Origin of the sequence: Capnocytophaga sp. ARDL2, from assembly GCF_041530365.1 — a bacterium.
Lineage (GTDB): Bacteria > Bacteroidota > Bacteroidia > Flavobacteriales > Flavobacteriaceae > Flavobacterium.
Genome location: NZ_CP168034.1, coordinates 2,162,944 through 2,187,951 on the forward strand (window position 1 = coordinate 2,162,944; position 25,008 = coordinate 2,187,951).

General features: G+C 32.9%; 32 protein-coding genes. 21 read left to right on the forward strand and 11 right to left on the reverse strand.

The window, feature by feature from the left end; genetic code table 11:
- Positions 1-265: 265 nt before the first annotated feature.
- Entirely contained in the window at positions 266-1,378 is a 1,113-nt protein-coding gene (gene budA / locus AB4865_RS10880) for an acetolactate decarboxylase (RefSeq protein ID WP_372473323.1), read from the reverse strand.
- 159 nt (positions 1,379-1,537) lie between these two features.
- Between budA and AB4865_RS10885 the strand changes: the two genes are divergently transcribed.
- On the forward strand, positions 1,538-1,729 hold the full coding sequence (locus AB4865_RS10885; RefSeq protein WP_372472699.1) for a hypothetical protein: 192 nt from the start codon (positions 1,538-1,540) through the stop codon (positions 1,727-1,729).
- Between the two features lie 31 nt (positions 1,730-1,760).
- On the opposite strand, the gene AB4865_RS10890 is transcribed toward AB4865_RS10885, so the two are convergent.
- The 3 genes from AB4865_RS10890 to AB4865_RS10900 form a co-directional block, all read right to left on the reverse strand.
- Positions 1,761-2,267 carry a hypothetical protein gene (locus AB4865_RS10890; protein ID WP_372472698.1) on the reverse strand — a complete coding sequence of 169 codons (507 nt, stop codon included), beginning with the start codon at positions 2,265-2,267 and terminating at the stop codon, positions 1,761-1,763.
- Positions 2,268-2,309: 42 nt separating this feature from the next.
- Positions 2,310-2,843, reverse strand: coding sequence for a phage virion morphogenesis protein (locus AB4865_RS10895; protein WP_372473324.1), 534 nt, complete (start codon positions 2,841-2,843; stop codon positions 2,310-2,312).
- 276 nt (positions 2,844-3,119) lie between these two features.
- Positions 3,120-4,520 (reverse strand): phage minor head protein, encoded by a 1,401-nt coding sequence (locus tag AB4865_RS10900; RefSeq protein WP_372473325.1) that lies wholly within the window; start codon positions 4,518-4,520, stop codon positions 3,120-3,122.
- Positions 4,521-4,637: 117 nt separating this feature from the next.
- Between AB4865_RS10900 and AB4865_RS10905 the strand changes: the two genes are divergently transcribed.
- The 13 genes from AB4865_RS10905 (at position 4,638) to AB4865_RS10965 (ending at position 11,620) form a co-directional block, all read left to right on the forward strand.
- The gene (locus AB4865_RS10905) at positions 4,638-4,850 is read left to right on the forward strand and encodes a hypothetical protein (protein WP_372473326.1); all 213 of its coding nucleotides are present in this window, start codon (positions 4,638-4,640) and stop codon (positions 4,848-4,850) included.
- A gap of 12 nt (positions 4,851-4,862) precedes the next feature.
- Positions 4,863-5,438, forward strand: coding sequence for an antA/AntB antirepressor family protein (locus AB4865_RS10910; protein WP_372473327.1), 576 nt, complete (start codon positions 4,863-4,865; stop codon positions 5,436-5,438).
- A gap of 5 nt (positions 5,439-5,443) precedes the next feature.
- Positions 5,444-5,707, forward strand: coding sequence for a DUF3853 family protein (locus tag AB4865_RS10915; protein WP_372473328.1), 264 nt, complete (start codon positions 5,444-5,446; stop codon positions 5,705-5,707).
- A 2-nt stretch (positions 5,708-5,709) separates the two neighbouring features.
- Entirely contained in the window at positions 5,710-6,003 is a 294-nt protein-coding gene (locus tag AB4865_RS10920) for a DUF3853 family protein (RefSeq protein ID WP_372473329.1), read from the forward strand.
- Between the two features lie 13 nt (positions 6,004-6,016).
- Positions 6,017-6,757 carry a transcriptional regulator gene (locus AB4865_RS10925; RefSeq protein ID WP_372473330.1) on the forward strand — a complete coding sequence of 247 codons (741 nt, stop codon included), beginning with the start codon at positions 6,017-6,019 and terminating at the stop codon, positions 6,755-6,757.
- 3 nt (positions 6,758-6,760) lie between these two features.
- The gene (locus AB4865_RS10930; RefSeq protein ID WP_372473331.1) at positions 6,761-7,102 is read left to right on the forward strand and encodes a hypothetical protein; all 342 of its coding nucleotides are present in this window, start codon (positions 6,761-6,763) and stop codon (positions 7,100-7,102) included.
- Positions 7,078-8,421, forward strand: coding sequence for a replicative DNA helicase (locus AB4865_RS10935; protein ID WP_372473332.1), 1,344 nt, complete (start codon positions 7,078-7,080; stop codon positions 8,419-8,421). Before AB4865_RS10930 ends, AB4865_RS10935 begins: the two co-directional genes overlap by 25 nt.
- A complete protein-coding gene (locus AB4865_RS10940; RefSeq protein ID WP_372473333.1) occupies positions 8,408-8,842 on the forward strand; it encodes a PH domain-containing protein in 435 nt (144 codons plus the stop codon). Before AB4865_RS10935 ends, AB4865_RS10940 begins: the two co-directional genes overlap by 14 nt.
- 172 nt (positions 8,843-9,014) lie before the next feature.
- Positions 9,015-9,194 (forward strand): hypothetical protein, encoded by a 180-nt coding sequence (locus tag AB4865_RS10945; protein ID WP_372473334.1) that lies wholly within the window; start codon positions 9,015-9,017, stop codon positions 9,192-9,194.
- Complete coding sequence (locus tag AB4865_RS10950) at positions 9,191-9,787, forward strand: hypothetical protein (protein ID WP_372473335.1); 597 nt, start codon at positions 9,191-9,193, stop codon at positions 9,785-9,787. Before AB4865_RS10945 ends, AB4865_RS10950 begins: the two co-directional genes overlap by 4 nt.
- A 141-nt stretch (positions 9,788-9,928) precedes the next feature.
- Positions 9,929-10,579: a TraX family protein gene (locus AB4865_RS10955; RefSeq protein WP_372473336.1), complete on the forward strand. Its 651-nt coding sequence runs from the start codon at positions 9,929-9,931 to the stop codon at positions 10,577-10,579.
- An 11-nt stretch (positions 10,580-10,590) separates the two neighbouring features.
- Positions 10,591-11,034 (forward strand): hypothetical protein, encoded by a 444-nt coding sequence (locus AB4865_RS10960; RefSeq protein ID WP_372473338.1) that lies wholly within the window; start codon positions 10,591-10,593, stop codon positions 11,032-11,034.
- Between the two features lie 22 nt (positions 11,035-11,056).
- On the forward strand, positions 11,057-11,620 hold the full coding sequence (locus tag AB4865_RS10965) for a hypothetical protein (protein WP_372473340.1): 564 nt from the start codon (positions 11,057-11,059) through the stop codon (positions 11,618-11,620).
- A gap of 40 nt (positions 11,621-11,660) precedes the next feature.
- Here AB4865_RS10965 and AB4865_RS10970 read toward each other — a convergent pair whose 3' ends face one another.
- From AB4865_RS10970 to AB4865_RS10980, 3 genes are all read right to left on the reverse strand, one after another.
- Positions 11,661-12,521: a zeta toxin family protein gene (locus tag AB4865_RS10970; protein WP_372473341.1), complete on the reverse strand. Its 861-nt coding sequence runs from the start codon at positions 12,519-12,521 to the stop codon at positions 11,661-11,663.
- The gene (locus AB4865_RS10975) at positions 12,508-12,753 is read right to left on the reverse strand and encodes a hypothetical protein (protein ID WP_372473342.1); all 246 of its coding nucleotides are present in this window, start codon (positions 12,751-12,753) and stop codon (positions 12,508-12,510) included. Before AB4865_RS10975 ends, AB4865_RS10970 begins: the two co-directional genes overlap by 14 nt.
- Before the next feature lie 69 nt (positions 12,754-12,822).
- The gene (locus AB4865_RS10980) at positions 12,823-13,026 is read right to left on the reverse strand and encodes a hypothetical protein (RefSeq protein WP_372473343.1); all 204 of its coding nucleotides are present in this window, start codon (positions 13,024-13,026) and stop codon (positions 12,823-12,825) included.
- A gap of 122 nt (positions 13,027-13,148) precedes the next feature.
- Here AB4865_RS10980 and AB4865_RS10985 point away from each other — a divergent pair, with 122 nt between their 5' ends.
- Both AB4865_RS10985 and AB4865_RS10990 read left to right on the forward strand, forming a co-directional pair.
- Positions 13,149-14,009: an Abi family protein gene (locus AB4865_RS10985; RefSeq protein WP_372473344.1), complete on the forward strand. Its 861-nt coding sequence runs from the start codon at positions 13,149-13,151 to the stop codon at positions 14,007-14,009.
- A gap of 205 nt (positions 14,010-14,214) precedes the next feature.
- Positions 14,215-14,499 carry a hypothetical protein gene (locus AB4865_RS10990; RefSeq protein WP_372473345.1) on the forward strand — a complete coding sequence of 95 codons (285 nt, stop codon included), beginning with the start codon at positions 14,215-14,217 and terminating at the stop codon, positions 14,497-14,499.
- Here AB4865_RS10990 and AB4865_RS10995 read toward each other — a convergent pair.
- Complete coding sequence (locus tag AB4865_RS10995; RefSeq protein WP_372473346.1) at positions 14,496-15,248, reverse strand: glycosyltransferase family 2 protein; 753 nt, start codon at positions 15,246-15,248, stop codon at positions 14,496-14,498. The genes AB4865_RS10990 and AB4865_RS10995 overlap by 4 nt on opposite strands.
- Positions 15,249-15,422: 174 nt before the next feature.
- The gene (locus AB4865_RS11000; protein WP_372473347.1) at positions 15,423-16,502 is read right to left on the reverse strand and encodes a glycosyltransferase family 9 protein; all 1,080 of its coding nucleotides are present in this window, start codon (positions 16,500-16,502) and stop codon (positions 15,423-15,425) included.
- A 57-nt stretch (positions 16,503-16,559) separates the two neighbouring features.
- On the opposite strand from AB4865_RS11000, the gene AB4865_RS11005 reads away from it, so the two are divergent.
- Positions 16,560-17,375, forward strand: coding sequence for a glycosyltransferase family 2 protein (locus AB4865_RS11005; RefSeq protein WP_372474909.1), 816 nt, complete (start codon positions 16,560-16,562; stop codon positions 17,373-17,375).
- Between the two features lie 4 nt (positions 17,376-17,379).
- Positions 17,380-18,573 carry an MFS transporter gene (locus AB4865_RS11010; RefSeq protein WP_372473349.1) on the forward strand — a complete coding sequence of 398 codons (1,194 nt, stop codon included), beginning with the start codon at positions 17,380-17,382 and terminating at the stop codon, positions 18,571-18,573.
- Here AB4865_RS11010 and AB4865_RS11015 read toward each other — a convergent pair.
- Both AB4865_RS11015 and AB4865_RS11020 read right to left on the reverse strand, forming a co-directional pair.
- Complete coding sequence (locus AB4865_RS11015) at positions 18,570-19,499, reverse strand: transglutaminase (protein WP_372473351.1); 930 nt, start codon at positions 19,497-19,499, stop codon at positions 18,570-18,572. The genes AB4865_RS11010 and AB4865_RS11015 overlap by 4 nt on opposite strands.
- A gap of 2 nt (positions 19,500-19,501) precedes the next feature.
- Positions 19,502-20,347 carry an ABC transporter substrate-binding protein gene (locus AB4865_RS11020; protein WP_372473352.1) on the reverse strand — a complete coding sequence of 282 codons (846 nt, stop codon included), beginning with the start codon at positions 20,345-20,347 and terminating at the stop codon, positions 19,502-19,504.
- 94 nt (positions 20,348-20,441) lie between these two features.
- Between AB4865_RS11020 and AB4865_RS11025 the strand changes: the two genes are divergently transcribed.
- The 3 genes from AB4865_RS11025 to AB4865_RS11035 all read left to right on the forward strand — a co-directional run bounded on the left by AB4865_RS11025 (position 20,442) and on the right by AB4865_RS11035 (position 24,903).
- On the forward strand, positions 20,442-21,209 hold the full coding sequence (locus AB4865_RS11025) for a nitrilase family protein (RefSeq protein WP_372473353.1): 768 nt from the start codon (positions 20,442-20,444) through the stop codon (positions 21,207-21,209).
- Positions 21,210-21,519: 310 nt separating this feature from the next.
- Positions 21,520-22,182, forward strand: coding sequence for a ribulose-phosphate 3-epimerase (gene rpe / locus AB4865_RS11030; protein ID WP_372473354.1), 663 nt, complete (start codon positions 21,520-21,522; stop codon positions 22,180-22,182).
- 285 nt (positions 22,183-22,467) lie between these two features.
- Complete coding sequence (locus AB4865_RS11035) at positions 22,468-24,903, forward strand: bifunctional UDP-N-acetylmuramoyl-tripeptide:D-alanyl-D-alanine ligase/alanine racemase (RefSeq protein ID WP_372473356.1); 2,436 nt, start codon at positions 22,468-22,470, stop codon at positions 24,901-24,903.
- The last annotated feature ends 105 nt before the right edge of the window (positions 24,904-25,008 follow it).

The window sequence follows — 25,008 nt, forward strand, 5'->3', positions numbered from 1 at the left end:
AGTCGTGAAATGTTATAGTGTTGAAAGGAAATGAATGTGTGTTGAAATGCTCCCAAGCCTTTTGATATCAACGTAAAATTATTACAAAATTCAACTTTATAAAGACACTATCCACATACCCCTGTAAGTATTTGACGACTTTACTATTTGGAGAGGGGAATGTAAATGGTGTAGGCTAAAATAAAGAAACCGCTCCAACTTTTCAGTCGAAACGGAAGTGAGGTATAAGGCTTTTAGTTTAAAAGGATGAAAAATTAATTTCAAATCATTTCCCTTGTTCTACTCGTTTGAGAATTTCGTTATCTTTGGTTTGAAATTTAAAATTTTGAAAATCAGCATCTTTAGGAATGTCTATATCAATGCCTTGTAGTTCGGAAATTTCTATTTTTAGATTATTACCTACGAAATCTAATAGGTGTCCGCCTTGCTTTTTATCTTTTGAAAGAAAATGGAAATGATAACCTTTGCTATTGATTCCGTTTAAAAATTCTGGCATATAAAACCCTATCAGAGTACCTTCGGTTTTGGTAAATTCAAAGAAATTTTGTGTGTCAAAAAGTTCTGTAATTACTGGAAAAGGCTCACTTTTTACTGGCGGAAAAGCTCTTGTTTTTACAAAATCAAATTTCCCTGTTATTTTTATAGCATATATTCCATTTTTATGTTGTAATTTTTCTGAAATCAATGCCCAAAGTGCTTTTTCTTGAATGCTTTTATCTACATTGAAAAAAGTATCGGCTTTAAAAAATGTGGTAAACAAAATAGAGGTTTTGAAATCATCTTCGGGTTCTATGGTCTGTCCTGTGGCTTTTGTTTGATAAATTCGACCGTCTAACATAGTCAGTTCTCCGTACAACATATCAGGAGCTCCGAGTCCAAAATCACCTTTAAATTTTATTTCACCAATAGGCAAAGTGCCTCGATATAAACCATTTACGAAACCGTCTGCTATACCATATTGATAAAGTCTATTGTGTTTTTCGTGTTTTTCTGTTTGCAGTTTTTCTAAATCGGTAATAATCACTCTATTTTTCAACATTTGTGGCATAAATATCTTTTTTGTTTTTGAATCGAAGTAAATATCTGCAATACCTTCTTCGGTCAGATAAAGTATTGATTGCTGATTTTTTAAATCATATTTCCAAATTTTTCCAAATCCTTTGGTCGGATATGTAACCCAATCAGAAATAAGTAAAGTGCTGTCATCGAGCCATTCCACACCGTCAAAAAATCCATTGGCAATGTTAGGAAGCTCCACGAAATCACCATTGTTTGTGCTGAGGTAAACCGAACCTTCACCCAATGTTTTGCCATTAGAACATACGGCTATTTGATTGGTGTTTTTATTGAAAAAAATTAAGGTTTTATGAGTGTCCAAGCGTTTTTTTGAGAGATTTGATAGTAAAATGACCAAAAAGCAAAAAGCGGAAGATTTACAACAAGCTAAAAGGAGCTTTATGAAGTCTTAGCAAAATCATTTATAGAACGACTAAAACCTATTCTTACACCGTATATTGAATAAATTGATATAACAGATATGATTAAAAAACCTAAACGAGACAGAACTCAACAATTTTATGAGACGGTAAGGAATGAATACCGCCGTCTTTCTGAAATTACAGAGTATGGAAAGCCAAAATACAGTACGGAGCGTATTTTGGCGGAGTTGGCTTGTCGTTTCTTTAAGTCTGAAAAAACGATTGAAAATATTGTATTTAATAGGGTTTAAGTCTCCCCACCCCACCGAAAGAGAGGTTTTTTTATGGAATTACGAAGCCTGTGTCTTCCTCTTTCATTAGTTCTGCCGTGATGTGTTCTTCTACTTCTTCGGGCATTGCGTTATCGTCTTGAACGATACAACTAAAAGAAATTCGGTACAAGTTCCCTGCTCCGCCTGTGTCTTCTGGAGCAAAGCCTAAACGCCTCATTGCACTGTAATAATTGCCCTCCGAACCGTGAAAATACTGATGTATTTTGTCTTTCAGGGTTAAAAATTCAAGGGCGGAATCTTGATTAAATGCTCCGTGATAGGTGTCTGTAAAGGTTTCGTAAAAAAGGTAAAAATCTACCTGCAGACTTACTTCCTGCCCCAAACCGCCCAAGTCTTGCGTACCAATGGTGCGGAAGGATAAAAAGACAGCTGGAGTGCGGAACGGAAATTCTTCCTCTAAAAAATTAACCTGGTTATGCCAAAGGTCTATCCATAATATTTCTGGGATTTCTCTCTGAATAGCGTTGGCAAGTTCTTTGTATAATTCGTTGTACATAATAAATAAATTTGTAAATGTGAGAATTAGGTAATTTGAAAATTATCTCATTACCTCATTCTTGTATTGTTTTTCTATATGCTTTTTCAGTTCGGTGTCTAATAGCTTTATTAGTGTGGCACTTTCTCCTATAAACTGGCGTTTTGGAAATTTTAGGAGGATGTGGTTTTTCTTGCTTAGTGCCATCCACTTCCACTTTTCATTGTTGGTTTGTTTGTACATATACCAAAAATACTTCCTACTCTTTTTAGTGATGGGAATATTGAGTGTGCCGCCCTCGTTGTGGATTTTGGCGTATTGGGCATACGAACCTATGGTGAGGCTGTTGTTGGTTTTATCGGCTACCTCTATACTATCCCTCAAATGTCCCGAACTGGTCAAAATTGCCCCACCTGGTCTGTAATCGGGTTGTTTTCTACTTTCCCATTGCTGAAAGGAGGTATCTGTGAACCCTTGATTGAAAAAGGATTCTTTGAAAAAATTAACCGCTTCTTTTTCTGCAATAATGATAGCGTCTTTGATAATTGTCTTTGCCAAAGCTGAAAAATTGGGCGTTGGAAAATCTTTTTTATTCATTTTAAAGGTTTTTTAAATGGGGTTTAAAAAGTTTTTGTATATTTGCAGTGCTGAGCGAGTAAAGTCAATCAGCTACCAGAAAAATCCCTAATAGCAATATTGGGGATTTTTCCGTTATTGTAGTTGCCAAATCAGAAAAATTAGGTGTTGGAAAATCTTTTTTGCTCATTTTAAAGGTTTTTTATTGGTAGTTTAAAAAGTTTTTGTAATTTTGTGGCAATATATCGCGGGAGGTGGGAGACCCCTACCGCTACCACATTAAACCCCTGACTTCGGTTAGGGGTTTAGTGATTTTATGCTTTCTAACTTTTTAAGAACAGAAACATAATCCTTTAACAACTCATCTTTGGTAAAAGAAATCGCTTTATTACCATTCACAAAATAAATTTCATGTAGCCAATCCGCTTGTTTGTAATTCATAATTTTACCTTTTAAATTTTTGGTTATTTCACTTGCTTTCCAATCTTTAAACTTCGTAATATCATAAACAATACTCTGATTGCCTTGTTTTCTTGCGGTTTCCAAGTTACTTTTGATACTGGTATAAGAGCTTGTTTCCTTTCTATCTGCCAACTTTCCATTAATTTCATACTCTGGATTCTTGTGGTTTTGTAAATTAATATGTGCCCTAATCTTTACATCTATTCCCAAATGATCCACGATAACCCTAGCGGTCTCTACATTGGGGATTAGGTCGGAGGTATCGGCATAAGGGCTTACAAATACTTTCTTTTTGTGTTTGCCGTGATAGGCAATGTCCATCGGCATATTGTACTTTAGAAGCTCGGCATTGATTTTGGCTTTAAAGTCTTTGTTGAGGAGTTTAAAGAATGAGACTTTGGAGGTGAGAATTTCCTCGTCAAGGGCGGTGTTGCCGTGAAATTCTGGCTTTACGGTTTTGTCCTCAAATTCTCCTTCTGTTACTTTTTCTGCGGTATTCATCACGGTACAGCGACAACGCCAGCCATTGGGTGGGTAGTAAGTACGCCAAAATGGGTCGTCTATGGGTTTTACGATTCCGCTGAGAGTGGCGTGTTCTGGTCGCACTCGGCCATCGCCTACGGTTCTATACACAAGGTTGGGGAATAGATGTTTTTGCTCTTGGAACTTTGTCCACAAGTGAGCCATTTGGGCTCCACGCTTGGCGGTTTGGTATTCGGCTTGTAGGTAGTTCTTGTTGTACTGCACATTCATTTTCCGTACATCTTGCATAAATTGATGTTCGGGTTTTATTCTTCCGTTTTTGTCTATCAGTAGGCTGTTGATCATTTCCAATTCGACTAATGTTTTAGCACAGGAAAACTGCCAAAGGTTTTTCTTAAACTTTTGGATAAGGTTGCCAGGTTCTTTGTAATCGTAATTAATCCACTGTTTGCCCAATTCCTTTTTTACAGGCTCGGAGACATCGTTGTAAATCTGCTCTACCAAACGGCTATCCAAGTCGGAGGGTTTGAGTTCTCCGCTTTGGATTTGCTGAGCAATTTCTTCTATGAGTTTGGTGTAGTTGCCTAAATTCCCCACCCCTGCCCCCTCCCCGAAAGAGAGGGGAATGCTGCAAACATCGTGGTCGCAAAGGTGCTGATATTGAGCTTCTACTTCACGGAAAAAGGAACGAAGGTATAGGCGTTTATTGATATTCGCCTGTGTAAAGGCTCTAATACTATTTATTTTTTTCATTGTTGTAGGGAGTTAGATTATCTCCCCTCTCTTGGTGGGAAGACCCAGCCAACGGACAAGAATGGGTATTTTATGAAGGTATTAGTTGTGAAATAATAAATTAAAATATAACAGAATATGACATTAGAAAACATCGATCTTCGTACCCCACTCCAAAGACAGAGGGACGAAAGAAACAAAGAAATTTTCCGAATATATAAGGAAATAAAAAGAAAATTACCTAATGATACACCAGAGCTTTCGATTTATAGAATAATTGGCGAACAATTTAAACTACAAGCTCAAGGAGTACGTTCGGTAATCAATAAAATGAAATTACAAAAACAGTAAAATTCTAAAGTTATGAAAGAACTAATCAAAATCACAGAACAAAATGGTAACCGAGCAGTTTCTGCAAGAGAGTTACACGGATTTTTAGAAGTAAAGTCAAAGTTTGCCGAGTGGATAAATCGTAGAATTGAAGAATACGGATTTATAGAAGGACAAGACTTTAGTAGTTTTTCCGAAATTTCGGAAAAACCTAACGGTGGCAGACCGACAACAGAATACGCAATTAGTATAAATATGGCAAAAGAGCTTTCTATGGTAGAGCGAAATGAGAAAGGAAAATTAGCAAGGCTTTATTTTATAGAAATGGAGAAAAGAGCTACACAAAAAGAATTATCTGTTTCTGATTATCCCAATCAAAACAAAATATTACAAGCAGAATTGTTTAGTCTTATCAAAGCAAATTTATTTATAGGTGATGTAACCAAAATTGCAAGAGAAAATGGTTTTAACAGGAATACAGTAAATAGTGTTGTTCAAAGACGGTCATACTCTCCAGAGATTATAAAAGTACTGTATGAAAAAGCGTTGGAAAACAAATCTAAAAGAAGAGCAGAATTAGAAGAGATGATTTCAGTTTTAAAAGCGTAATAGTTATGGAAAATCTTTATAAAGTACCTGTATCAGAAGTATCAGTTGGAGAATTGATAGATACATTGAAAAGAGAATTGAATATGTCAAAACCTAAAGAGTACAAATACGGAATCAATGGTTTGGCAGAAGTATTAGGTTGTAGCCGTTCTCAAGCAATTAATATTAAAAACTCTGGAATATTAGGCAAAGGCATTATTCAAAACGGCAGAAAAATAATTGTCGATGTAGAATTGACTTTACAAAATTTCAACCAAAAACATAAATAGCTATGATAAATCCACATACACCACTTTGGCAACTGACAGTTAGCGAATATACTGAGCTGAATAAATCAATATTAAGATCAATAATAGAAGGTTTAAAAGGAGTAAGAGGAGAAAAAAAATATGAATATGGTTTAATTGGTCTTGCAAAAATATTAGGCTGTAGCCGTTCAAAAGCAAGTAGAATAAAAAGTACAGGAATACTCGACGAAGCAATATCACAAGACCAAAGAACAATAGTAGTAGATAGAGAAAAAGTATTGGAAATACTAAGAGAAAAGGGAATTAAATTAGATTAGGAATAATAGGAAAATGGAATCTATAGGGTTGATAAATAAATTTTGGAAATTACACGATGAGCATATTTTTGATAATGCTTCCATATTGTTGTATTTCTATTTGCTGAATGTATGGGAAAACAATTCAAACAATGATTTTGAATTGTCGGATAGAGTTTTAGACCAAAAAATCAAACTATCTCGTAATACCATATTTAAAGCAAAAGAAAATCTGAGAAATTTAGGTTTGATTAGTTATCAATTCCGAAAAGGAACTCCAACTTTTTACAAAATAATCACGGATTATAAATTCAAAGGAAAAGTCATTCCTGCAGAAAAAGAAGAAACAATTGAAATTCCTAAAGCTAAGATTCCTACACAACAACCAACGATTCCTATTCCACAAGTTCCTATTGTTCCTCCAACAACTGAAACATCTAAAGAGAAACCAAAGGAAACACCTAAAAAAGAAGTTCCAAGTATTCCAACAAAAGAAACTCCAAAAACCAAAACAACAGTACCAACAGTACCTGTTCCAAGCTTGGAAGAATTTATTGAATTTGCTAAAACATTAGAAGTATATAGTGAGGATTTGTTGTTTGCCCTAAAAGCAAAATACGAACAATGGAATGAAAGTAATTGGATAAACGGATTTAATAAACCAATTTTAAACTGGAAATCAGCTTTGAAAAATTCAATTCTACATTTAGGAAAAACACAAAACAATGTATCCATTCCTAAAATAAGCAGACCAAAAACCACATACAACGAATAAATTATGAAAACATTTGAAATCAATGAAAATGGAGTATGTACTAATCCAATAATAGTACACGAAATCTATTCAGACAAGAAAGAAAGATTGCAAATCTTTGCCTATACAGCACTAATAGAAAATCAATGGCGAGGTTCGTTTTGTATATTTTCTTTGTCTTTTTATTCTACAGGTCCTTTATCAAAATATTCTAAAGGTTTTGAAACCGAATTTGAAGCTCTACAATATGCAATGATTAGTATCAAAAATATTATCGCTGATAAAAGTAACAATGAAACAGAAGAAAATCTATTAACCAAAGCAAAAAATATTCTCGACCAATGGCAGTTCAAACTGAAAATATAAATTTAAAACTTGAGCAAGAAGTTTTAGGGGCGTTAATTCAGAAGCCTGTTTTATTAGATGAATTGGTTAGTTCTTTAAGTGAAAATTTATTTACCAATACAGAACACATTCACATTTATACAATCATCAAAGATTATTGGAATGAATATAAATGTATGGATTTATCAATCTTAGGGATTGAATTGCAGAAAAGAAATTTAGTACATTTAGTTCCCTATACTGTTGATTTGGCAATGTCAATTGCAAGTACAGCACACACGGAACACCATATATTTTTGCTCACTCAATTGTCTGTAAAAAGAGATTTTATTTTAAAATTCAAACACTTATTAAATATAGCCAATTCCGATACAGATATTTTTGAAATCAGAGATAAAGCCTATCAATATTTTGATGATTTATTCATTGACAAATTCATAGAAAGAAACAAAAAACAAGAAACTTTTTCAGATTTGATTGAAAAAGTACAGCAAAAGTTTGAAAGAATACATGCAGGACAAGTGCCAGGAATTCCAAGTTCACTGAATATAATAAATAAAGCCTTTGGTGGTTGGCAAAATTCAGATTTAACAGTTGTTGCAGGTCGCCCGGGTATGGGTAAAACAGCCTTTATCGTACAACAAGCCGTTGATGCAGCTTTACAGAATTTAGCCGTTGGAATATTTTCGTTAGAAATGAGTGCAGAGCAAATTGCAAGTAGAATTTTAACCAATATTACTCAAATACCCAATTCATCGGTATTGAGAAAAGGTTTAAAACCACATGAAATACAAGTATATTTACACCATAAACCGAATTTACAAGAATTGCCTATTCATATTGATGATACACCAGCAATCACAATAGACAATCTAAAAACAAAGGCAAAAATGATGAAATTACGACACAATATACAGATATTATTTGTTGATTATTTGCAACTGATAAATCACAATTCGGCCAAGAGTAGAGAGCAGGAAATTTCAACTATTTCAAGAGAATTGAAAGCCTTGGCAAAAGAATTAAATATACCTGTAATTGCACTTTCTCAACTGTCAAGAAATGTTGAACAAAGGCACGATAAACGACCCTTACTTTCAGACTTGCGAGACAGTGGAGCAATTGAACAAGATGCAGATGAAGTTATCTTTTTGTATCGACCAGAATATTACGGAATTACCCAATGGGGCGAAGAATATGACGGAGAACCAACAGACAACGAAATAGAAATTATCATACAGAAAAACAGACACGGAGGAATATTGTCCGAACGCTGTGAGGTAAATTTAGCAACATCGAAGTTTCACAATATAAATTATACAAATTATGGATACAATTAAAAATTATCAAGCAGAGATACATTGGATGTCAAAGGTAAAACCTTGTTTTTTCATAGCTATTGGATTACCTTCTTTAATTCTTTTACCTTATGGAATTAAATATGAATCGTGGTTTAGTGTAGCTTTTTTATCAATTTTTATCTATTTGTTCATAGTAGGAATTTATAAGCTATTATTGGTAAACAGTATCAAAATTGAAATTGGACAACAATTTCTTACAGTAAAAGAGGGAATATTAGTAAAGCGAACAGCCGATTTACTATTATTCAAAATGGAAGGAATTGGCATGTATGAATCTGTTTTAGGTAGAATGTTGGGGTATGGAATATTGACCATTTCAACAGGAGAAATAGCTCAATCATTTATGATTGCCAATCCAAAAGAATTTAGAGAAAAATTGTTAGAAAATAAATATAGGTAAACCTATTATAATGTCGAAAAAAATACACACCAAAATAGCAAATGTTTATAAATGGTTACAAAAAAATGAAGAAATAGTAATCCCTTTATTTCTTTCAATTTTAGCTATTTCAATTTATCCGTTTGCAAGAAAGAAAGAAAAGGAAATTAAAATAACACAAAATATAGAAAATATGAAACATTACGAAGTAATTTCAGAACACACTTGTAAAATCAGATACAGAAGTTATGTGTATGCAGAATCGGAAGATGAAGCAAAACACAAAGTACAAAACAACTATGAAGAAATAGGAATGTACTACATAGATGAACAAACAGATAAAGTTAAAGTTGAAAAAGTAGAAGAGATATGACGGAAGAAGTTAGACAAAAAATAGCAAAAGTATATGAGTTGGTAAAAAGGGGAGTAAATGGAGAAAAACAATCTGCTGAAAGAGCTTTGGAGCGATTGATAAAAAAATACAATTTATCAGCTCAAGAAATTGAAAAAATGCACCTAAAAATGTATAAATTCAAATATACTTCGGATTTAGATAAAATGCTATTGTGTCAATTACTTACTTATTTTTTTGAAGGAAAATATAAAAAATACACACTCTATACAGGCGATGTCAGAGAAATTGGTATTGAAATGGAGTATTTGGATTATGTGCAAATAGAGTGTGCGTATGAGTATTTTAAAAGACATATGAACCAGCAATGGCGAGAATTTGCCTTGCCATTGGTTAAGAAAAAACGTACTACAAAAACCAAAAACAAACGTCGAAAAGAGCTACAAGACATATTTTTTAGCAAATATATTTTGTCCTCTAAAATTTATTTGGTACGACAAGTTGGCGATGGAAGTAACTACACTCAAAAAGAGTTGGAGGATTTATACGCCTTAAGAGGTGTAGAAGGAGGAACATACCATCAACAAGTAACAACAGGATTATATTTAAAATAGAAAGATTATGGAAAACATTACCGAAAAAGACCTTAGAATATTAAACATAGTGTTAATGTTTAGTTTAATGATAGTATTATTAGTATTTATATTTTTGATGCATCTTGCAGGGATTTTCTTTATAAAATATTATTTTTTTGGATGAAATTTCTTGATTCCTTTCATTTAAAGTTAATAGCCATAATAACAATGGTCATAGACCATATTGGTTATGTGTTTTTTCCTTCAGAAGAAATTTTTAGAATTATTGGGAGGATTGCATTTTTTCTATTTGCATTTATGATAGCAGAAGGAATGGTACATTCAAAGAATGTAGTAAAGTATAAGGGTAGATTATTATTATTTGCCCTTTTGTCGGAAATTCCTCACGATTTGCTGTTTTACAACAAGTGGTTAGAATTTGAACATCAGAATATATTCTTTACACTTTTTCTTTCTGCATTTCTAATATATTTATTAAGAAAACCTCTATCATTATTGCATAAATCATTGGTAATTTTATCAGCTTTGATATTAAGTACTGTAGGTAATTTAGAATATGGTATTTACGGATTGTTATTGATAGTAAATTTTTATTTTATAAAAGATTGTGCAATAAAAACAATTATTGCACAATTATTGAGTACATTTGCAGTATTTATTATCAATATACTGCAATTTTGGGCAGGATTAGGAATTGTTCTATTGCTTTTATATAATGGTAAAAAAGGGATTAATACAGGTAAAATATTTTATTATTTTTATCCTTTTCATTTGAGTGTACTTTACATTGTAAAAATATTGATTAACTAAAAAAAAGATTTATGAAAAAAGTATTTTTTATTTTAGCACTTGCAACTGCTACATTAACAAGTTGTGATAAAAATGATTCAGAAACAACTGTTGTTTCATCCAATGAAGAAGATAAATTTATTGGAACATGGAAAGGAGAAAAAACAGTAGTAATTACAAATCAAGAAATATTCAACGATGAAGATGCCTTGAATATAGATGACTGTGAAAAAAACGCAGAAATAATTTTTTCTAAACAAAACGGAATATATCAATATTTGTTTAAAAATTTCTGTCCAAATGAAGCTAATGACCTTGTTTATTTTAAAGCTGAAAATGGTGAAATTACATCTACAGGAATAAAATTACTTAAATATTCATTTCAGTCAAATACAAAATTAATTCTTGAAGTACACCCTAACTTATTCCCTTCTATGACAGGTTACACTTATCGTTGGGAACTAACTAAACAATAAAATAGGAAAATAAAAAATCAATATGAAAAAAGTTTTACTTACTACTACAAGTATGTTTTTATCGGTAGTTTGTGGATATTCACAAACAGGCGAAGTAGAAGACAGAATTATACCGTATTCTGTAAAATTGGTTGATAATGGAGTGAAAATCAATGATGAAATCACATTGAAAAAAGGCGACAAATTGTTAGTTTTTGTTCCTTTCAACAATCAAAAAGATTTTGCGTATATTGAGAAAAAAGAAGGTTTTTTAAGCGTGAAAAATCTATCAAAAGCTGTAGATATAGTTGGAGTGGGTGCTATGGCAGTAGGAATGGGTTCAAACAATTTAGAAACAATGATGGGAGCGTATGATGTTATGCGAAAAACACAATCTGTTTCTTACGGATTAGAAGTTTTGGACAGAATTAATGAGTTGCCTATTTCAAAAAATGCAAAGAAAATTGCAGGTAAATATTTTGAAATTACTAAAATAGAAATGGACGGTTCTGATTTTGTTCTATTGGAAGGATTAATAGAAAAAAAGAAATATACCGTTTATCTAAATCAAGCTCTTATGTTAGGAGAAATTAGATTGAAACAATAACAAAAACAGCCTTGAAAATTGTATTTTCAAGGCTTATATTTTATCTTTTGAATCCTCTCGGTTTATCTTGTTGTTGTAGTTTTTCCAATTGTTTTTCCAATTCTTCTAATAAGGGCAAAACTTTTTTCTTTATTTCTATTTCCATTTTTGGAAAAAAAACATCTCCTCTTTTTATTACATCACTTATAATTTCTTTATTTTTTAACTGTTGTTCTCTCGAAGTATATAATTCTTCTGAAGGGAAGATTGTTTTATTCCATTCATTGTTTTCAAGACTGTATGTAACTAAATGCTCTTTCCCTTGATAGGAATGTAAGTGTATTTTATCAACGGCTTTTTCATTATAAAGTGCGTCTAAAGACTTTCCAATTCCTTCTACGGCTGAATAATACGAATTAATATCGGCTAATCGTCCATATCCTTGAAATTCTATTTCTTCCTGGTATCTAACATACAGACCTAATTCCGTAAATATGGAAGGAGATGAAATTGCTAAGGCTTCTACATGAAATCCGTTTTCTTTAAACATTTTTGCAGTGTTTAAAGGCACTTGCGGATTTCTCATTGTACCCTCAACGATAATATTGTATTTGTTTTTAATAGCTTCTTTTATCAATTCTTCAGTGAAAAAGTTGGAGAAAATTTGAGTCTTTTCAGAAAAAGTTTGAGGGGCTTTTTTTAGCTCCATTGCATTCGGATGAAAATCTCTATAAACATCCCCATTTACAAACAAAAACTGTTTATCAGAATTAGTAGTTTGAATATAAGTTCCTAATTTACTTTTTCCTGATGCTGGTTGACCTCCTAAAATAAAAGCTAATGGTTTTTCTTGTCTTTCTAATCCTTTTAGAAGTTTTATTTTCTCAAATTCGTAAATTTCTTTAAGTTTATGCAAATCCATTGATTCTTTTTACTAGAGGACTATAATAATTGATGATTTTATCATATATAGTCAGTTTCAACAATTCATCACTTCCATATAAAATTCTCTCTTCATTGAGGTACATATCAATCTTACTATCTAATTTATCAATTTCTTCTTGATTTTGAGCTACTTTCATTTCTTTGATAGCATTTACTTTTAACGCTCCTACAATCGCTAATGCGGTATCTAGACTTATTATATTTTCCATAAATATTATTTTTATACAAAATTACTCATTTTCTTTCAATTATATCAACTCATTGTTATTTTTAACTAATCAATCTCCGATTTCTTTCATATAGATTCGAATTTTGCTATATTCTGAAATTGGAAAATCGTAGATATTCACTACCTTTTGAGTTTTGTTAAAATTTCCTTCTTCAAACCAAACTACAATGTTTGCTTTTTTGTGTGTAAGTACCCAAGTTCCTTGTTTTTTACCTTGTTGTAAAATGATTGGTTCTTCGGTTTGTTTGTTCAATTCTTTTTCTACAAAAATATTTGGTCAGTGCAGAATATTTTGTATCTTCGCAACAACAGAACCCAACTGCATACCACAAGAACTGCTTTTGGGTCGTTTTTTTTATAAAATAATCCAAGAGAATGAAAAAGGCAACCACCGTAGAGGAACAAATAGAAATATTGAAAAGTAGAGGAATGATACTTGATTTAGAAACTGAAGAAATCAAGAAAATTTTACTCAATATTGGTTATTATCGGTTAGGATTTTATTGGCATTATTTTCAAGTAAATAAAGAGCATCAATTCAAAGAAAACACGAAGTTTTCAGACGTAATTGCTCTGTATAATTTAGATGCCAATCTTCGTTCGTTGCTAATGAATATTATCAATCAGATAGAAATCAATTTTAGAACTAAATTAATTTATTGGGTTTCAAATGAGTATAAAGAAAGTCCTACTTGGTTTGCAGATACTCGTATAGTGGAGCGAAAGTATGTAGAGGATTTAGAAAAAATTTACGATAACAAGTTTAAAACCAATAATAAGGCGATACAAAGACACCACCTAAAATACATCAATGACTTATATGCTCCTGCGTGGAAAACATTAGAGTTTTTTACTTTTGGCAACATTGTTTATCTCTATAAAAACCTAAAAAACAAGGAACTAAAAGCCAAAATCGCAAAAGAATTTGGTATAAAAAAGGTTCATATTTTTGAAAATTTTATTCAAACAACTATTTTTATCCGAAATATATCTGCTCACGGCAATATTTTATATGATTGTAACACTTCTAAACGCATAGAAAAATTTCCACTTATTGATTTTGAAAATGAAGACAGACATAATTTAAAGTCGTGCATCAAAGTGATTTTTTACTTATTAGGAACTTTTGCTCCAGAAAGTAGAATAATGTATGAAAAAAAGTTTGGTAGTTACATTTCAAAAATTATTGATAATAATGATGTTATCAAACAAATTTTAAAAAGAGGACTTATTTAGAATTGTTTTTATTTATTTTTTTTTATCTTTGCAGAAGAAATAAAGTGCCCAATCGTACAATGGCTACGACACACTGCACTATAATATTAGAATAGTATAAGCCCCAAACATTTGCTTTGGGGCTTTTTTACTTCCTAAAAGCTGATTTCTGTTGCGTTTCTTCGGTTTGTTTGTTCAATTCTTTTTCTACAAAAATATTTGGTCAATGAAAAACATTTTGTATATTTGCACCAACAGTACACACCGCGCTACCCACTTGAACAGCGTCCCAGGGTGTGTCTTTTTTATTATTATGTTTGATAAACCCGCACTTACTATACCACAACAAATCAGCCGTTTAGAAGAAAGAGGATTAATTATTGAAGACATATCAATTGCTTCACATTACTTGTCAAATATAAGAATCAATTTTGAAATTTCGTGCAACGTATCAAATATTTCAGCTGATTTTTTATATATCGGTTGGTCAATAAAATCTCTTTTCATCTAATGTCTTTTATTCAAGTTATCCAATTCTTTGTATCGTTCGCTAATTCCCTTAGCATAAATATAGGACAATACAACTCCTTTTTTTCCATCCAAAATCCCCATTCTGATAATGTATCTACTAAAAAAAGTATAAATAGGGTGAAATATCTTTTTCAAAAACGATGGCTTGTAGCCTTTTTCATATTTTTCTATGGCTTTTAAACGATTGTAATAAACTACTTTTCCTAAATAATGTTCAAAACTTTCGTATGAATAATGTGAAAGTGCATGTTTCAATGTCCCAATTGGTTTAGCGACTGTTGGTTTTTCGTGTACCAAACCTTTGTAACGCACACCGTTTTTTCTAAACAATCGCAAATTTTTATCTATTGTCAATCCTGAAAATCGCACCAATTCGCCTTTGAAATAAAATTGTCGTTTGATGTAAAATCCATTTTCTTTTGGATTGCTATTGATTACTTGCGTGATTTCCTTTTTCAATTGGTCACTCAATCGTTCATCTGCATCTAATACCAATACCCAATCGTGTGTAGCGTAGTCCAAACTGTAATTTCGCTGGGTTGAAAAATCTTCAAATTTGTGCTGATAAACTTTTACTTGTGGGTATTTTTTCAATAAATTAATTGTGGCATCTGTACTCACTGAATCCACAACGACTACCTCATCAGCGAAATCTAAATTGCCAATGAGTACATCGATATTTTTTTCTTCGTTGTAGGTTATGATTACTACAGATAATTTTTCAGTCATATATTTTTTTACGCTACGCTTTTGAATATAATATTTTAAACCACAAAGAACACAGTAGAAACATAGAAATAACTTTGTAAAAATAAATAGACGCTTCGCTTTTTAAAGCAAACATAAATTACTAGGTTAAAAAACTTAGCCTATTTTAGAAAAAATCAGCAATTGTGCCTCTATTTAATTCTTAATCCCCCCCAAATGCCTATTCAAAAATGTCTTCAATTGATTTTCAAACAGTTCAAAAGTCAGGAATTTATAAAACTCAAATACTTGTTTTTTAATAGTTTTTTGTGAGATTCCTTCCAATTTTTCGTGCATAAAATCTGCCAAATGGGTACTCACATGATTGATACTATCTTCAAAACTCGCCCATGCCTTTTTCTCAATCCATGGCGAAAATACAATAAAAGATGGTTTTTCCAATGCTTTTGCCATATTTATTGCTCCTCCGTCATTGCCTACAATCAAATCACAAGCGTCCATAATGACGATAAATGCTCGTAAATCATCACCCAATAAATCAAAAAATACTTTTTGCTGTACTTCCCTACTCAACGCATCATATACTTGTCGTGCTTGTGAAATCTGTGATGGAAAATAATTGAATAATATATTGACTTCGTAATTTTTTCCGATATATTCCACCAATTTTGCCATTTCAGCCAAAGGCAATGTTTTGGTTTCATCTGATCCCAACAAACTAATCATCACCGTTTTGCGTTGAGGATGTAAACCGTGTTTCTGAAATTCGACTTGAGCAAATTGCTTTTCTTTTTCAGTTACATATAGTTTTGGGAAATGCACCGTTGGGTTATCAATCCCCAAAGGTTGCAACAACGCCAAACGATGCTCAATTGCCAAGCCTAAATGTGATTTTGGGTTAAAATGTTTTTCTATATTGTGCGTATAGAGAAACGAACGACCTCTTTTTTTGTAAGAAATTTTCTTTGGAGCATTGTTGAAAAAAACAGTCAGCCAACTGATTAATTTTGAATAGGCATCAATCACCACATCGTATTGATTTTGATTGATTTTTCGTGCAAAACCTATCATTTTTTTCAACCCTTTGTGTTCTTTTTCATCAAAAACAATCAGGTTGTCAATATAAGGATTGTTTTCCAACACAGGCAATGTATTGGAATTGACCAAATAATCAACTTGAACATTAGACAAATGCTTTTTGATATTTTCACACAAGAGCGAACATATCAATACGTCACCTATCATTTTATGCTGAATTATTAATATTTTTTTCATTTTTAGTCGTTTCTACAATTGGCAAATATATCAAAAAATTCGAGTATCTTTGTCGGTATGAAAAGTAATGTTTCTATTATAATCAGCACTTATAATTCTCCTGCATGGCTCGAAAAAGTTTTGTGGGGATTTTCTGTACAATCGTATCAAGTATTTGAAGTTTTGATTGCAGATGACGGTTCGGGCGAAGAAACTCAAAACCTCATCAAAGTTATGCAAGAAAAAATGCCCTACCCTATCAAACATATTTGGCACGAAGACAATGGTTTTCAAAAGACGATTATCCTAAATAAAGCCTTACAAAATTGTACTACCGATTATGTAATCATGACCGATGGGGATTGTATTCCTCGTCCCGATTTTGTGGAAACTCATATAAAATTGAGAGAAAAAGGTCGTTTTCTTTCGGGAGGATATCACAAATTGTCAATGCATTTGTCGCATAAAATTTCTAAAGAAGATATCATAAATGGCAATTGTTTCAATATCGATTGGCTTACCCAAAACGGTATAAAATCTTCGTTTAAAAACAACAAAATCACAGCCAAAGGTTGGTGGAGCAAATTCCTCAACTTCCTCACGCCTACTACTCCATCATGGAACGGTCACAATGCGTCGGGTTGGCTGGCTGATATTTTGGCAGTAAATGGATTTGACGAACGCATGGAATACGGTGGCGAAGACCGAGAATTAGGCGAACGATTGGAAAACAATGGCGTAAAAGGAAAACAAATTCGATACAGCACCACTTGTATTCACCTCGATCATGCTCGGGGATATATTCGAAAAGAAGCATTGGAACTCAACGAAAGCATCCGAAAAGCAACGAAAGTAAACAAAAGCGTTTGGACGGATTATGGAGTAGTAAAATAAAACTATGTCTCTAAAAACTCAAAATACAATATACCCTATTCTGATAGCTATTAGCTTGGCTCACTTGCTCAACGATATGTTGCAAGCTGTGATTCCTGCAATTTATCCGCTATTGGAAGCCAAATACCAATTATCGTATGCTCAAATTGGGATGATTACGCTTTGCTATCAGTTTTCGGCATCGGTGTTTCAACCCATCGTTGGAGCCTATACAGACAAAAATCCCAAACCATACTCGCAACTCATCGGTATGTTTTTTACGATGATAGGAATTGGACTTTTGGCTAATGCTCAAAATTACTATTTGATATTGATTTCGGTGTTTATGGTAGGAATTGGTTCGAGTATTTTTCATCCAGAATCTTCTCGTGTGTCGTTTTTGGCTTCGGGCGGAAGGCGTAGTTTGGCTCAATCGGTGTTTCAAATCGGTGGAAATACAGGTACTGCACTTGCTCCCCTACTGATTGCCTGGTGGATTTTACCCAACGATAGTTCCTATCTGATTTATTTTATCGGGGTGGCAATTTTGGCACAAATCATCTTGGCATATATTGCTCAATGGTACAAAAACTACCTAAAAACCAACCGTTCTACTCAGAAAAAAACACTCAAAATTCCTGAATTGTCTCAATTGAAAATCACAACTACTGTAGGCATTCTCTTGGTATTGATTTTCTCAAAATACTTTTATGTGGCAAGTATCACCAGTTTCTTTCAATTTTATACTTTGAAAAAATTTGGGGTAAGTACAGCACAGGCTCAGATTTATTTATTTTACTTTTTATTGGCAGTAGCCATCGGAACGCTTATCGGCGGATTTTTGGGCGATCGATTCGGACGCAAAGCCATCATCGTATTTTCGGTATTTGGTGCCGCACCTTTTGCTTTGTTATTGCCTTATGCTACTTTGGAATGGACAGTAGTACTCACCATCATCATCGGTATGATTATGGCTTCGGCATTTCCTGCAATACTGGTGTACGCACAGGAATTATTGCCTAAAAAATTAGGAATGATTTCGGGCTTGTTTTACGGTTTTGCCTTTGGAATGGCAGGTGTAGGTTCGGCTGTATTGGGCTATTTTGCAGACAAAACTTCTATCGAATACATTTATCATATATGTAGCTTTTTGCCATTGATAGGTTTTGTTGCATTCTTTTTGCCTAATTTGAAAAAAATCAGTTATCGAATTTTTTAATCAACAGTCAATTGACCTAAAATAATTTCCTCCATAAAAGGTCCACCAGGATAGCGAGCTGTATAATCCAAATTGAGCCATACATGCCCTCGTTCGTCGATGTGATAATGAATATTTTTCCCACGACTTTCCTTTACAAATAGCCGCTCTTTGATTAGAAAAATAGCATATTCCAAATCAGATTTATCACCAATATACAATTCGGGATATATATGTCCTTGTGTATGTATCAATCGCGTTACACCTCCTATGGCTTTTATAGAGGCACTCATCAAAATGGCGTGGTCTTCACAATCACCAGAAAAATGTTGTACTGACTCAGATGCTTTGGCTATATACTCTCTGTTTTTTGGATCATTGACATAATTCCATCGATCGCGTATTTCTTTAAAAATGGCAAAACTTTGCACCATTCGCCTGCGACTTTCGCTTTCTTTATGGTCTCTAAAGTGTTTAGAAGTTGCCATCAATGCAAAATTTCTCACCTCGGGATGATTGTACTCAATAGCATTTAAAATATTTTTTTTGTTGGGAAAAGGCAAAAGTTTTGACACAATAATATCCTGAGGATTGGCATCTTCGCTCATTGCATACATCATTACTCGATAATCTTCGTATACCTCTTGTATGCCATACGAACGAAAAAATGTCCCTTTCATAAAATACAATAACATCAACAAAATCCCCCAAATCACAATGCGTTTTACCTTTGATAAAAGCCAATATAAAACAAACACCAAAAGGATAAAAATCGTTATTCTATCGAGATTATATGCCCAATCAATATCGTGAATATTTTGATGAATGATGATAAACAAAGGGATAATCACCAATATACTAAATAGCAAAATCAATACACTGCTCCATGGTTTGGGCAGTGTATAGGAAAAAATTTGCTTTATTTTAGTAATCAATGATTCTTGCATTTTTATTTTATAACTTTTTCAAAAGACAAAAGTTCGTTCAAAAGATTCCATTCTATCAACGATTGATTGAGTGTTTCAAATTCTTTTTTACTGTAGTTTTTTTGTGACCAACGTGTAATTCCCATCCATTGACGGATATTTTCCACTTTTTGAGCAAATTGCACACTCAAAGTCTGGTCTATCGATGGAATTTGTTTAAACTCTCTTGTCGTCTGATTGATAATTTCAAGCAATTGTTTTACCAAAGCTATATTTTCATCATAAAAAGTTTTTCTCACAGCTACTACAAAGGCAGACCAAGGCGTAGGACATATTCCTAATCTTCTGAAAATCTGTGCATCAACAGTAGGTTGGGTCATAAATTGTTCCCACATAAAATAATCGGCTTCTCCATTTTGCAATACTTTGATAGCATTATCAAATGACTGAACCACAACATATTCCAATTCATTGATATCCCATCCCATTTGTTTTGCAAAAACCATTGACATCAAATGAGATCCAGACCCCAAGCGTGAAACCGCTATTTTTTTTCCTTTCAAATCTTCCAAAGAGTCATAGTTACTTTCATGAGCCACGTGTATTCCCCATTGCAGAGGTGTTTCGATATATTTTTGAACAATATATGATTCATTGCCATTAGAAATATCTTTACATATTCCCTCTGTAAGTACAATAGCTAAATCGGTGGTTTCATTTCGCAACATTTCACATATTCTACCTGTTCCTTCGGGTATATCCTCCCATTCTAAATCTATTCCATATTGCTGAAATTCACCGTTTTCAATACACATTTTCCAAGGAAAATTGAAATGCTCTGGTACGCCAATGATTTTTACATATTTCATAGTCAAAAAACTTTCATTGAATTTTTTGCTAAGTTACTAAAGTCCATTAATATTTTGCACGTAACTTTGTGAAATAAATGTTTAAATATCTGAAATGAAAATCGCATTAGTTCAATATGACACTATTTGGGAAAATAAAATTGAAAATTTAAAAAAAATTCAACTCCTGCTAAACGGTCTGAACTCAAAAGTAGATTTGATTGTTTTGCCGGAAATGTGTACCACAGGTTTTACAATGAATCCTAAAAATGTAGCTGAAATCGAAAAAGGTGAAACTCTTTCTTTTTTACAAAATATAGCTAAAGAAAAACAATCGGCTGTTGTTGGCAGTTGGGTCATCGAGGAAAATGGTCATTTTTTTAATCGATTATTTTTTATTTTTTCCGAAGGAAATTATCAGACTTACAACAAAAAACATTTATTTACTTTAGCAGGTGAACAAAATTCTTATTCCTCAGGTGATGAAAAAATAATCATAAATTACAAAGGGTGGAATATTTGCCCTTTGATTTGTTACGATTTGAGATTTCCTGTTTTTACCCGCATTGTAGATCAGAATTATGACCTTTTAATTTATGTAGCCTCTTGGCCTGAAAAAAGAATTTTTGCTTGGGATTCATTATTGAAAGCACGAGCTATCGAAAATATGAGTTATACAATTGCAGTCAATCGTTGTGGAATAGACAATCAACAAGTAAATTACTCAGGACATTCTCAAGCTATTGATTATATGGGAAATTACATCGTTGTACCTATGCACGACGAACAAATACAAATTGTAGAAATAGATAAAGATGCACAAGAAAATGCTCGAAAAAAATTGGCTTTTCTAAATGATGCAGACAAATTTGAGTTGAAATAAACGTAATGTTTTCATAATTTACACTACCTTTGTTTCATTGTTTTAGATTTTTTAATTTCATTTTATTTCATACTGATATTAATAGATTTTATTTTGATTTAGTATGAAAACTTGATTTTCGCAGATGTTTTTTTTTGATATATTAAAAAAACAAAATCTGTGGTAATCTGCTTTAAACCGTAGGTTTGATCGTTTTTAAGTGCAGTTTTCTTAAATCATTTCAAAATATCTGTATTTATCTATGAAATCTGCATGAGAAAAAAGTCATAAACATCTTCATATTCCTCAACTAAGAAAACTAACAAAAAAAATGAAAAACACATTGATTGCTCCATCGGTATTGGCTGCCGATTTTGGAAATTTACAACGCGATGTAGAAATGGTAAACAACAGTGCGGCTGATTGGTTTCACATCGATATTATGGACGGAGTTTTTGTTCCAAATATTTCTTTTGGAATGCCTGTACTCGACGCTATCTACAAACACGCAAAAAAAACAATAGATGTACACTTGATGATTGTAGATCCAGATCGTTACATTCAGACTTTTAAGGATTTGGGAGCTGATGTACTAACGGTTCACTACGAGGCATGTACGCACTTACACCGCACTTTACAAGCAATACGCAATGCAGGTATGAAAGCCGGAGTTGCTATCAATCCGCATACCAATGTAGCCTTGTTGGAAGATGTGATTCATCAATTGGATTTGGTTTGTATCATGAGTGTAAATCCAGGTTTTGGTGGACAATCCTTTATCGAAAACACTTACAAAAAAGTGGCTCAACTCAAAGAAATCATCACGAGAAACAACGCCAATGTGTTGATAGAAATCGACGGTGGTGTTACCGACAAAAACGCTAAACAATTGGTAGAAACCGGTGCCGATGTATTGGTAGCTGGTAGTTTTGTTTTCAACGCAGCAGACCCTATCACTACGATTCAAAATTTGAAAAATATTACTACGCTATAGCTATAGAAATTATTTCAACTTTTAATTTGTAGTATTATTTCACGCTGATATAACCAGATTTTATTACGATTTATAATAACACTTTGATTATCGCAAATATTTTTTTGATAAATCAAAAAAATAAATTTGTGAAAATCTGCCTTAAACCGTAGATTTAATAATTTTAAAGAATAGTTTATTGAAAAATCTGTGCTTATCTGTGAAATCTACGTGAGAAACTTCCCTCTTTTTAGAGGATAAATGCGTGAAACACCAAAATAATATTTATAAAATCGCTGTAAATTTATGAAGATTCAGACAGCAACTCTGTGCCAGTTGATTGAGGCAAATTACACAGGAGTTCAAACGGAATTTTTACTACAAGATGTTTCTATTGATAGCCGTTCGCAGAAAAATACTGCGGGTGTACTCTTTTTTGCTATTCAAGGAAAATTTCACGATGCGCATCATTTTTTACCCGAATTGGTAAAGCGTGGAGTAACTCATTTTGTGGTAAATTACATTCCTAAAGAATTGGCTTCCAACACTTCACTACATTTTTTTGTAGTAAAAGATGTATTGAAAGCCTTTCAACAATTGGCTGCTTATTACCGCTCGTTGTTTCCTATTCCAATCATCGGAATCACGGGAAGCAACGGAAAAACAATGGTCAAAGAGTGGCTGAATCACCTGTTTAGTGAAAAATTCAACATTATCAAAAGTCCCAAGAGTTACAATTCGCAAGTGGGCGTGCCTCTTTCGGTTTTTGGTATCAATCAAGCTCATAATTTTGGAATTTTCGAAGCGGGAATTTCTACCGTAGAGGAAATGAAAAACCTGCAACCCATCATCACTCCATCGTTTGGAATTTTTACCAATATAGGCGATGCTCACAGCGAAGGTTTTTTATCAACTGAGGAAAAAATCAAAGAAAAAATGCTATTGTTTTCTCAGGTTGAAAAATTGCTTATTCCCAATCAGTTGGAAATAAAAAAATTCACAAAAAACATTTCTACTATTTCGTGGGGAGCTACACCAGATAGCGATATTTTTTTCGAGGAAATTTCTGAAAATTTATTCAAAGTTCACTATCAAAATCAATCTTTTGACATTTCTTTTCCTTTTTCAGACAAAGCATCGATTTACAACGGAAAAATTTGTGTAGCATGTGGATTGTATTTTGGTTTAAATTCAGAGGAAATTATTGCAAAAATTCAAACATTACCTTCTGAAAATCTGCGATTACAAATCAAAAATGGAAAAAACAATTCATTGATTATCGACGACAGTTACAGTTCGGATTATCAATCATTAAAAATCGCTTTTGATGTATTGGAACAGCAAAAAAATCATCAAACCAAAACGGTGATTTTGTCCGATATATTGCAAAGTGGTTGGCAAGATGAAGAATTGTACGAAAAAATCGCTCAAATCATCAAAAATTACCAAGTTGATAAAGTCATCGGAATAGGCAAACGCATTGCGAAACATTTGCCCAACTATTGTTCGGGAGTGTTTTTCGATACTACAGTCGAATTTTTACAGCATTACAACATCGAATCATTTGTTGATGAAACGATTTTAATCAAAGGATCGCGTGTTTTTTCTTTTGAAAAAATCGTGGAAGAATTAGAAGAAAAAACCCATGAAACGGTTTTGGAAGTCAATTTAGACGCCATCACGCACAACTACAATTACTACAAGAGTTTTTTACATCCCACTACCAAAATGATGGTGATGATCAAGGCGTATGGTTACGGTCATGGTTCGTACGAAATAGCCAAACAACTCCAACATTTACAAGTCGATTATTTAGGAGTAGCCTTTGCAGACGAAGGCGTACAATTGCGAAAAATGGGGATTTCTTGCCCAATCGTAGTGATGAATCCTGAAAAAAGTGCGTTTTCTCAAATGATTCATTATCAATTGCAACCAGAAATTTATTCTTTAAATTTGTTGAAATCTTTCGTGAAAATCCTTCAAAAACAGGAAATTTCTCAATACCCTATTCATCTGAAAATCAATACGGGAATGAACCGTTTGGGATTTACAACAGACCAAATTCCGTCTTTGTTGGAATATCTTACAACCCATAATGAAATTGAAATTTCATCGATATTTTCTCATTTGGCAACCAGCGATATTCCCAAAATGAGCGATTTTACTTTACAACAAATTCACAATTTTAAAAAAGACGCTCAATTGATTTGTGAAAAATTGACTTATCAACCTCTATTGCATATTCTCAACACTTCAGGAATTTCCAATTTTTCCGAACATCAATTAGATATGGTGCGTTTGGGAATAGGATTGTACGGCGTGGCAAACGATGCAGACGAACAAGCAAAATTGGAATCGGTTGCCAAACTAAAAACTGTGGTTTTACAAATCAACGAAATACAGTCAGAGGAAACGGTGGGGTACGGAAGACGATTCAAAACCGAACAACCGACAAAAATTGCGACGATTCCTATTGGATATGCCGATGGTATTCGCCGTATGTACGGATATGGTGTAGGCAAAGTATTTATCAAGGGAAAACGCTATCCTATTGTAGGCAGTATTTGTATGGATATGCTTATGGTAAACATTGGCAAAGACGACATCAACATTGGTGATGAAGTGGAGATTTTTGGTAAAAATATTTCAATAAATGAAGTAGCTAAAAAGTGGCATACAATCCCTTACGAAGTGATGACGGTCATTTCTCAACGCGTGAAAAGAGTGTATTATAAAGAATAAAAAAACCGCCTTTTGGGGCGGTTTTAATTTAAAGTTACACTGCATTGACAGTAGAATTTTTAGACTTTAACAAAGAATTATAAACTTCAATCTCTTCTGTCAACT

Excerpts from the sequence above, each read along its gene's own strand:
- AB4865_RS10925 (WP_372473330.1), top strand. The coding sequence starts at position 6,017 with ATGGAATCTATAGGGTTGATAAATAAATTTTGGAAATTACACGATGAG.
- AB4865_RS10965 (WP_372473340.1), top strand. The coding sequence starts at position 11,057 with ATGAAAAAAGTTTTACTTACTACTACAAGTATGTTTTTATCGGTAGTT.
- AB4865_RS11005 (WP_372474909.1), top strand. The coding sequence starts at position 16,560 with ATGAAAAGTAATGTTTCTATTATAATCAGCACTTATAATTCTCCTGCA.
- AB4865_RS10940 (WP_372473333.1), top strand. The coding sequence starts at position 8,408 with ATGGATACAATTAAAAATTATCAAGCAGAGATACATTGGATGTCAAAG.
- rpe (WP_372473354.1), top strand. The coding sequence starts at position 21,520 with ATGAAAAACACATTGATTGCTCCATCGGTATTGGCTGCCGATTTTGGA.
- AB4865_RS10915 (WP_372473328.1), top strand. The coding sequence starts at position 5,444 with ATGGAAAATCTTTATAAAGTACCTGTATCAGAAGTATCAGTTGGAGAA.
- AB4865_RS11035 (WP_372473356.1), top strand. The coding sequence starts at position 22,468 with ATGAAGATTCAGACAGCAACTCTGTGCCAGTTGATTGAGGCAAATTAC.
- AB4865_RS10995 (WP_372473346.1), bottom strand. The coding sequence starts at position 15,248 with ATGACTGAAAAATTATCTGTAGTAATCATAACCTACAACGAAGAAAAA.
- AB4865_RS10970 (WP_372473341.1), bottom strand. The coding sequence starts at position 12,521 with ATGGATTTGCATAAACTTAAAGAAATTTACGAATTTGAGAAAATAAAA.
- AB4865_RS10910 (WP_372473327.1), top strand. The coding sequence starts at position 4,863 with ATGAAAGAACTAATCAAAATCACAGAACAAAATGGTAACCGAGCAGTT.
- AB4865_RS11010 (WP_372473349.1), top strand. The coding sequence starts at position 17,380 with ATGTCTCTAAAAACTCAAAATACAATATACCCTATTCTGATAGCTATT.
- AB4865_RS10985 (WP_372473344.1), top strand. The coding sequence starts at position 13,149 with ATGAAAAAGGCAACCACCGTAGAGGAACAAATAGAAATATTGAAAAGT.
- AB4865_RS11020 (WP_372473352.1), bottom strand. The coding sequence starts at position 20,347 with ATGAAATATGTAAAAATCATTGGCGTACCAGAGCATTTCAATTTTCCT.
- AB4865_RS11025 (WP_372473353.1), top strand. The coding sequence starts at position 20,442 with ATGAAAATCGCATTAGTTCAATATGACACTATTTGGGAAAATAAAATT.
- AB4865_RS11000 (WP_372473347.1), bottom strand. The coding sequence starts at position 16,502 with ATGAAAAAAATATTAATAATTCAGCATAAAATGATAGGTGACGTATTG.
- AB4865_RS10945 (WP_372473334.1), top strand. The coding sequence starts at position 9,015 with ATGAAACATTACGAAGTAATTTCAGAACACACTTGTAAAATCAGATAC.
- AB4865_RS10900 (WP_372473325.1), bottom strand. The coding sequence starts at position 4,520 with ATGAAAAAAATAAATAGTATTAGAGCCTTTACACAGGCGAATATCAAT.
- AB4865_RS10920 (WP_372473329.1), top strand. The coding sequence starts at position 5,710 with ATGATAAATCCACATACACCACTTTGGCAACTGACAGTTAGCGAATAT.
- AB4865_RS10935 (WP_372473332.1), top strand. The coding sequence starts at position 7,078 with ATGGCAGTTCAAACTGAAAATATAAATTTAAAACTTGAGCAAGAAGTT.
- AB4865_RS10930 (WP_372473331.1), top strand. The coding sequence starts at position 6,761 with ATGAAAACATTTGAAATCAATGAAAATGGAGTATGTACTAATCCAATA.
- AB4865_RS10950 (WP_372473335.1), top strand. The coding sequence starts at position 9,191 with ATGACGGAAGAAGTTAGACAAAAAATAGCAAAAGTATATGAGTTGGTA.
- AB4865_RS10895 (WP_372473324.1), bottom strand. The coding sequence starts at position 2,843 with ATGAATAAAAAAGATTTTCCAACGCCCAATTTTTCAGCTTTGGCAAAG.
- AB4865_RS10990 (WP_372473345.1), top strand. The coding sequence starts at position 14,215 with ATGAAAAACATTTTGTATATTTGCACCAACAGTACACACCGCGCTACC.
- AB4865_RS10885 (WP_372472699.1), top strand. The coding sequence starts at position 1,538 with ATGATTAAAAAACCTAAACGAGACAGAACTCAACAATTTTATGAGACG.
- AB4865_RS11015 (WP_372473351.1), bottom strand. The coding sequence starts at position 19,499 with ATGCAAGAATCATTGATTACTAAAATAAAGCAAATTTTTTCCTATACA.
- AB4865_RS10890 (WP_372472698.1), bottom strand. The coding sequence starts at position 2,267 with ATGTACAACGAATTATACAAAGAACTTGCCAACGCTATTCAGAGAGAA.
- AB4865_RS10905 (WP_372473326.1), top strand. The coding sequence starts at position 4,638 with ATGACATTAGAAAACATCGATCTTCGTACCCCACTCCAAAGACAGAGG.
- AB4865_RS10975 (WP_372473342.1), bottom strand. The coding sequence starts at position 12,753 with ATGGAAAATATAATAAGTCTAGATACCGCATTAGCGATTGTAGGAGCG.
- AB4865_RS10960 (WP_372473338.1), top strand. The coding sequence starts at position 10,591 with ATGAAAAAAGTATTTTTTATTTTAGCACTTGCAACTGCTACATTAACA.
- AB4865_RS10955 (WP_372473336.1), top strand. The coding sequence starts at position 9,929 with ATGAAATTTCTTGATTCCTTTCATTTAAAGTTAATAGCCATAATAACA.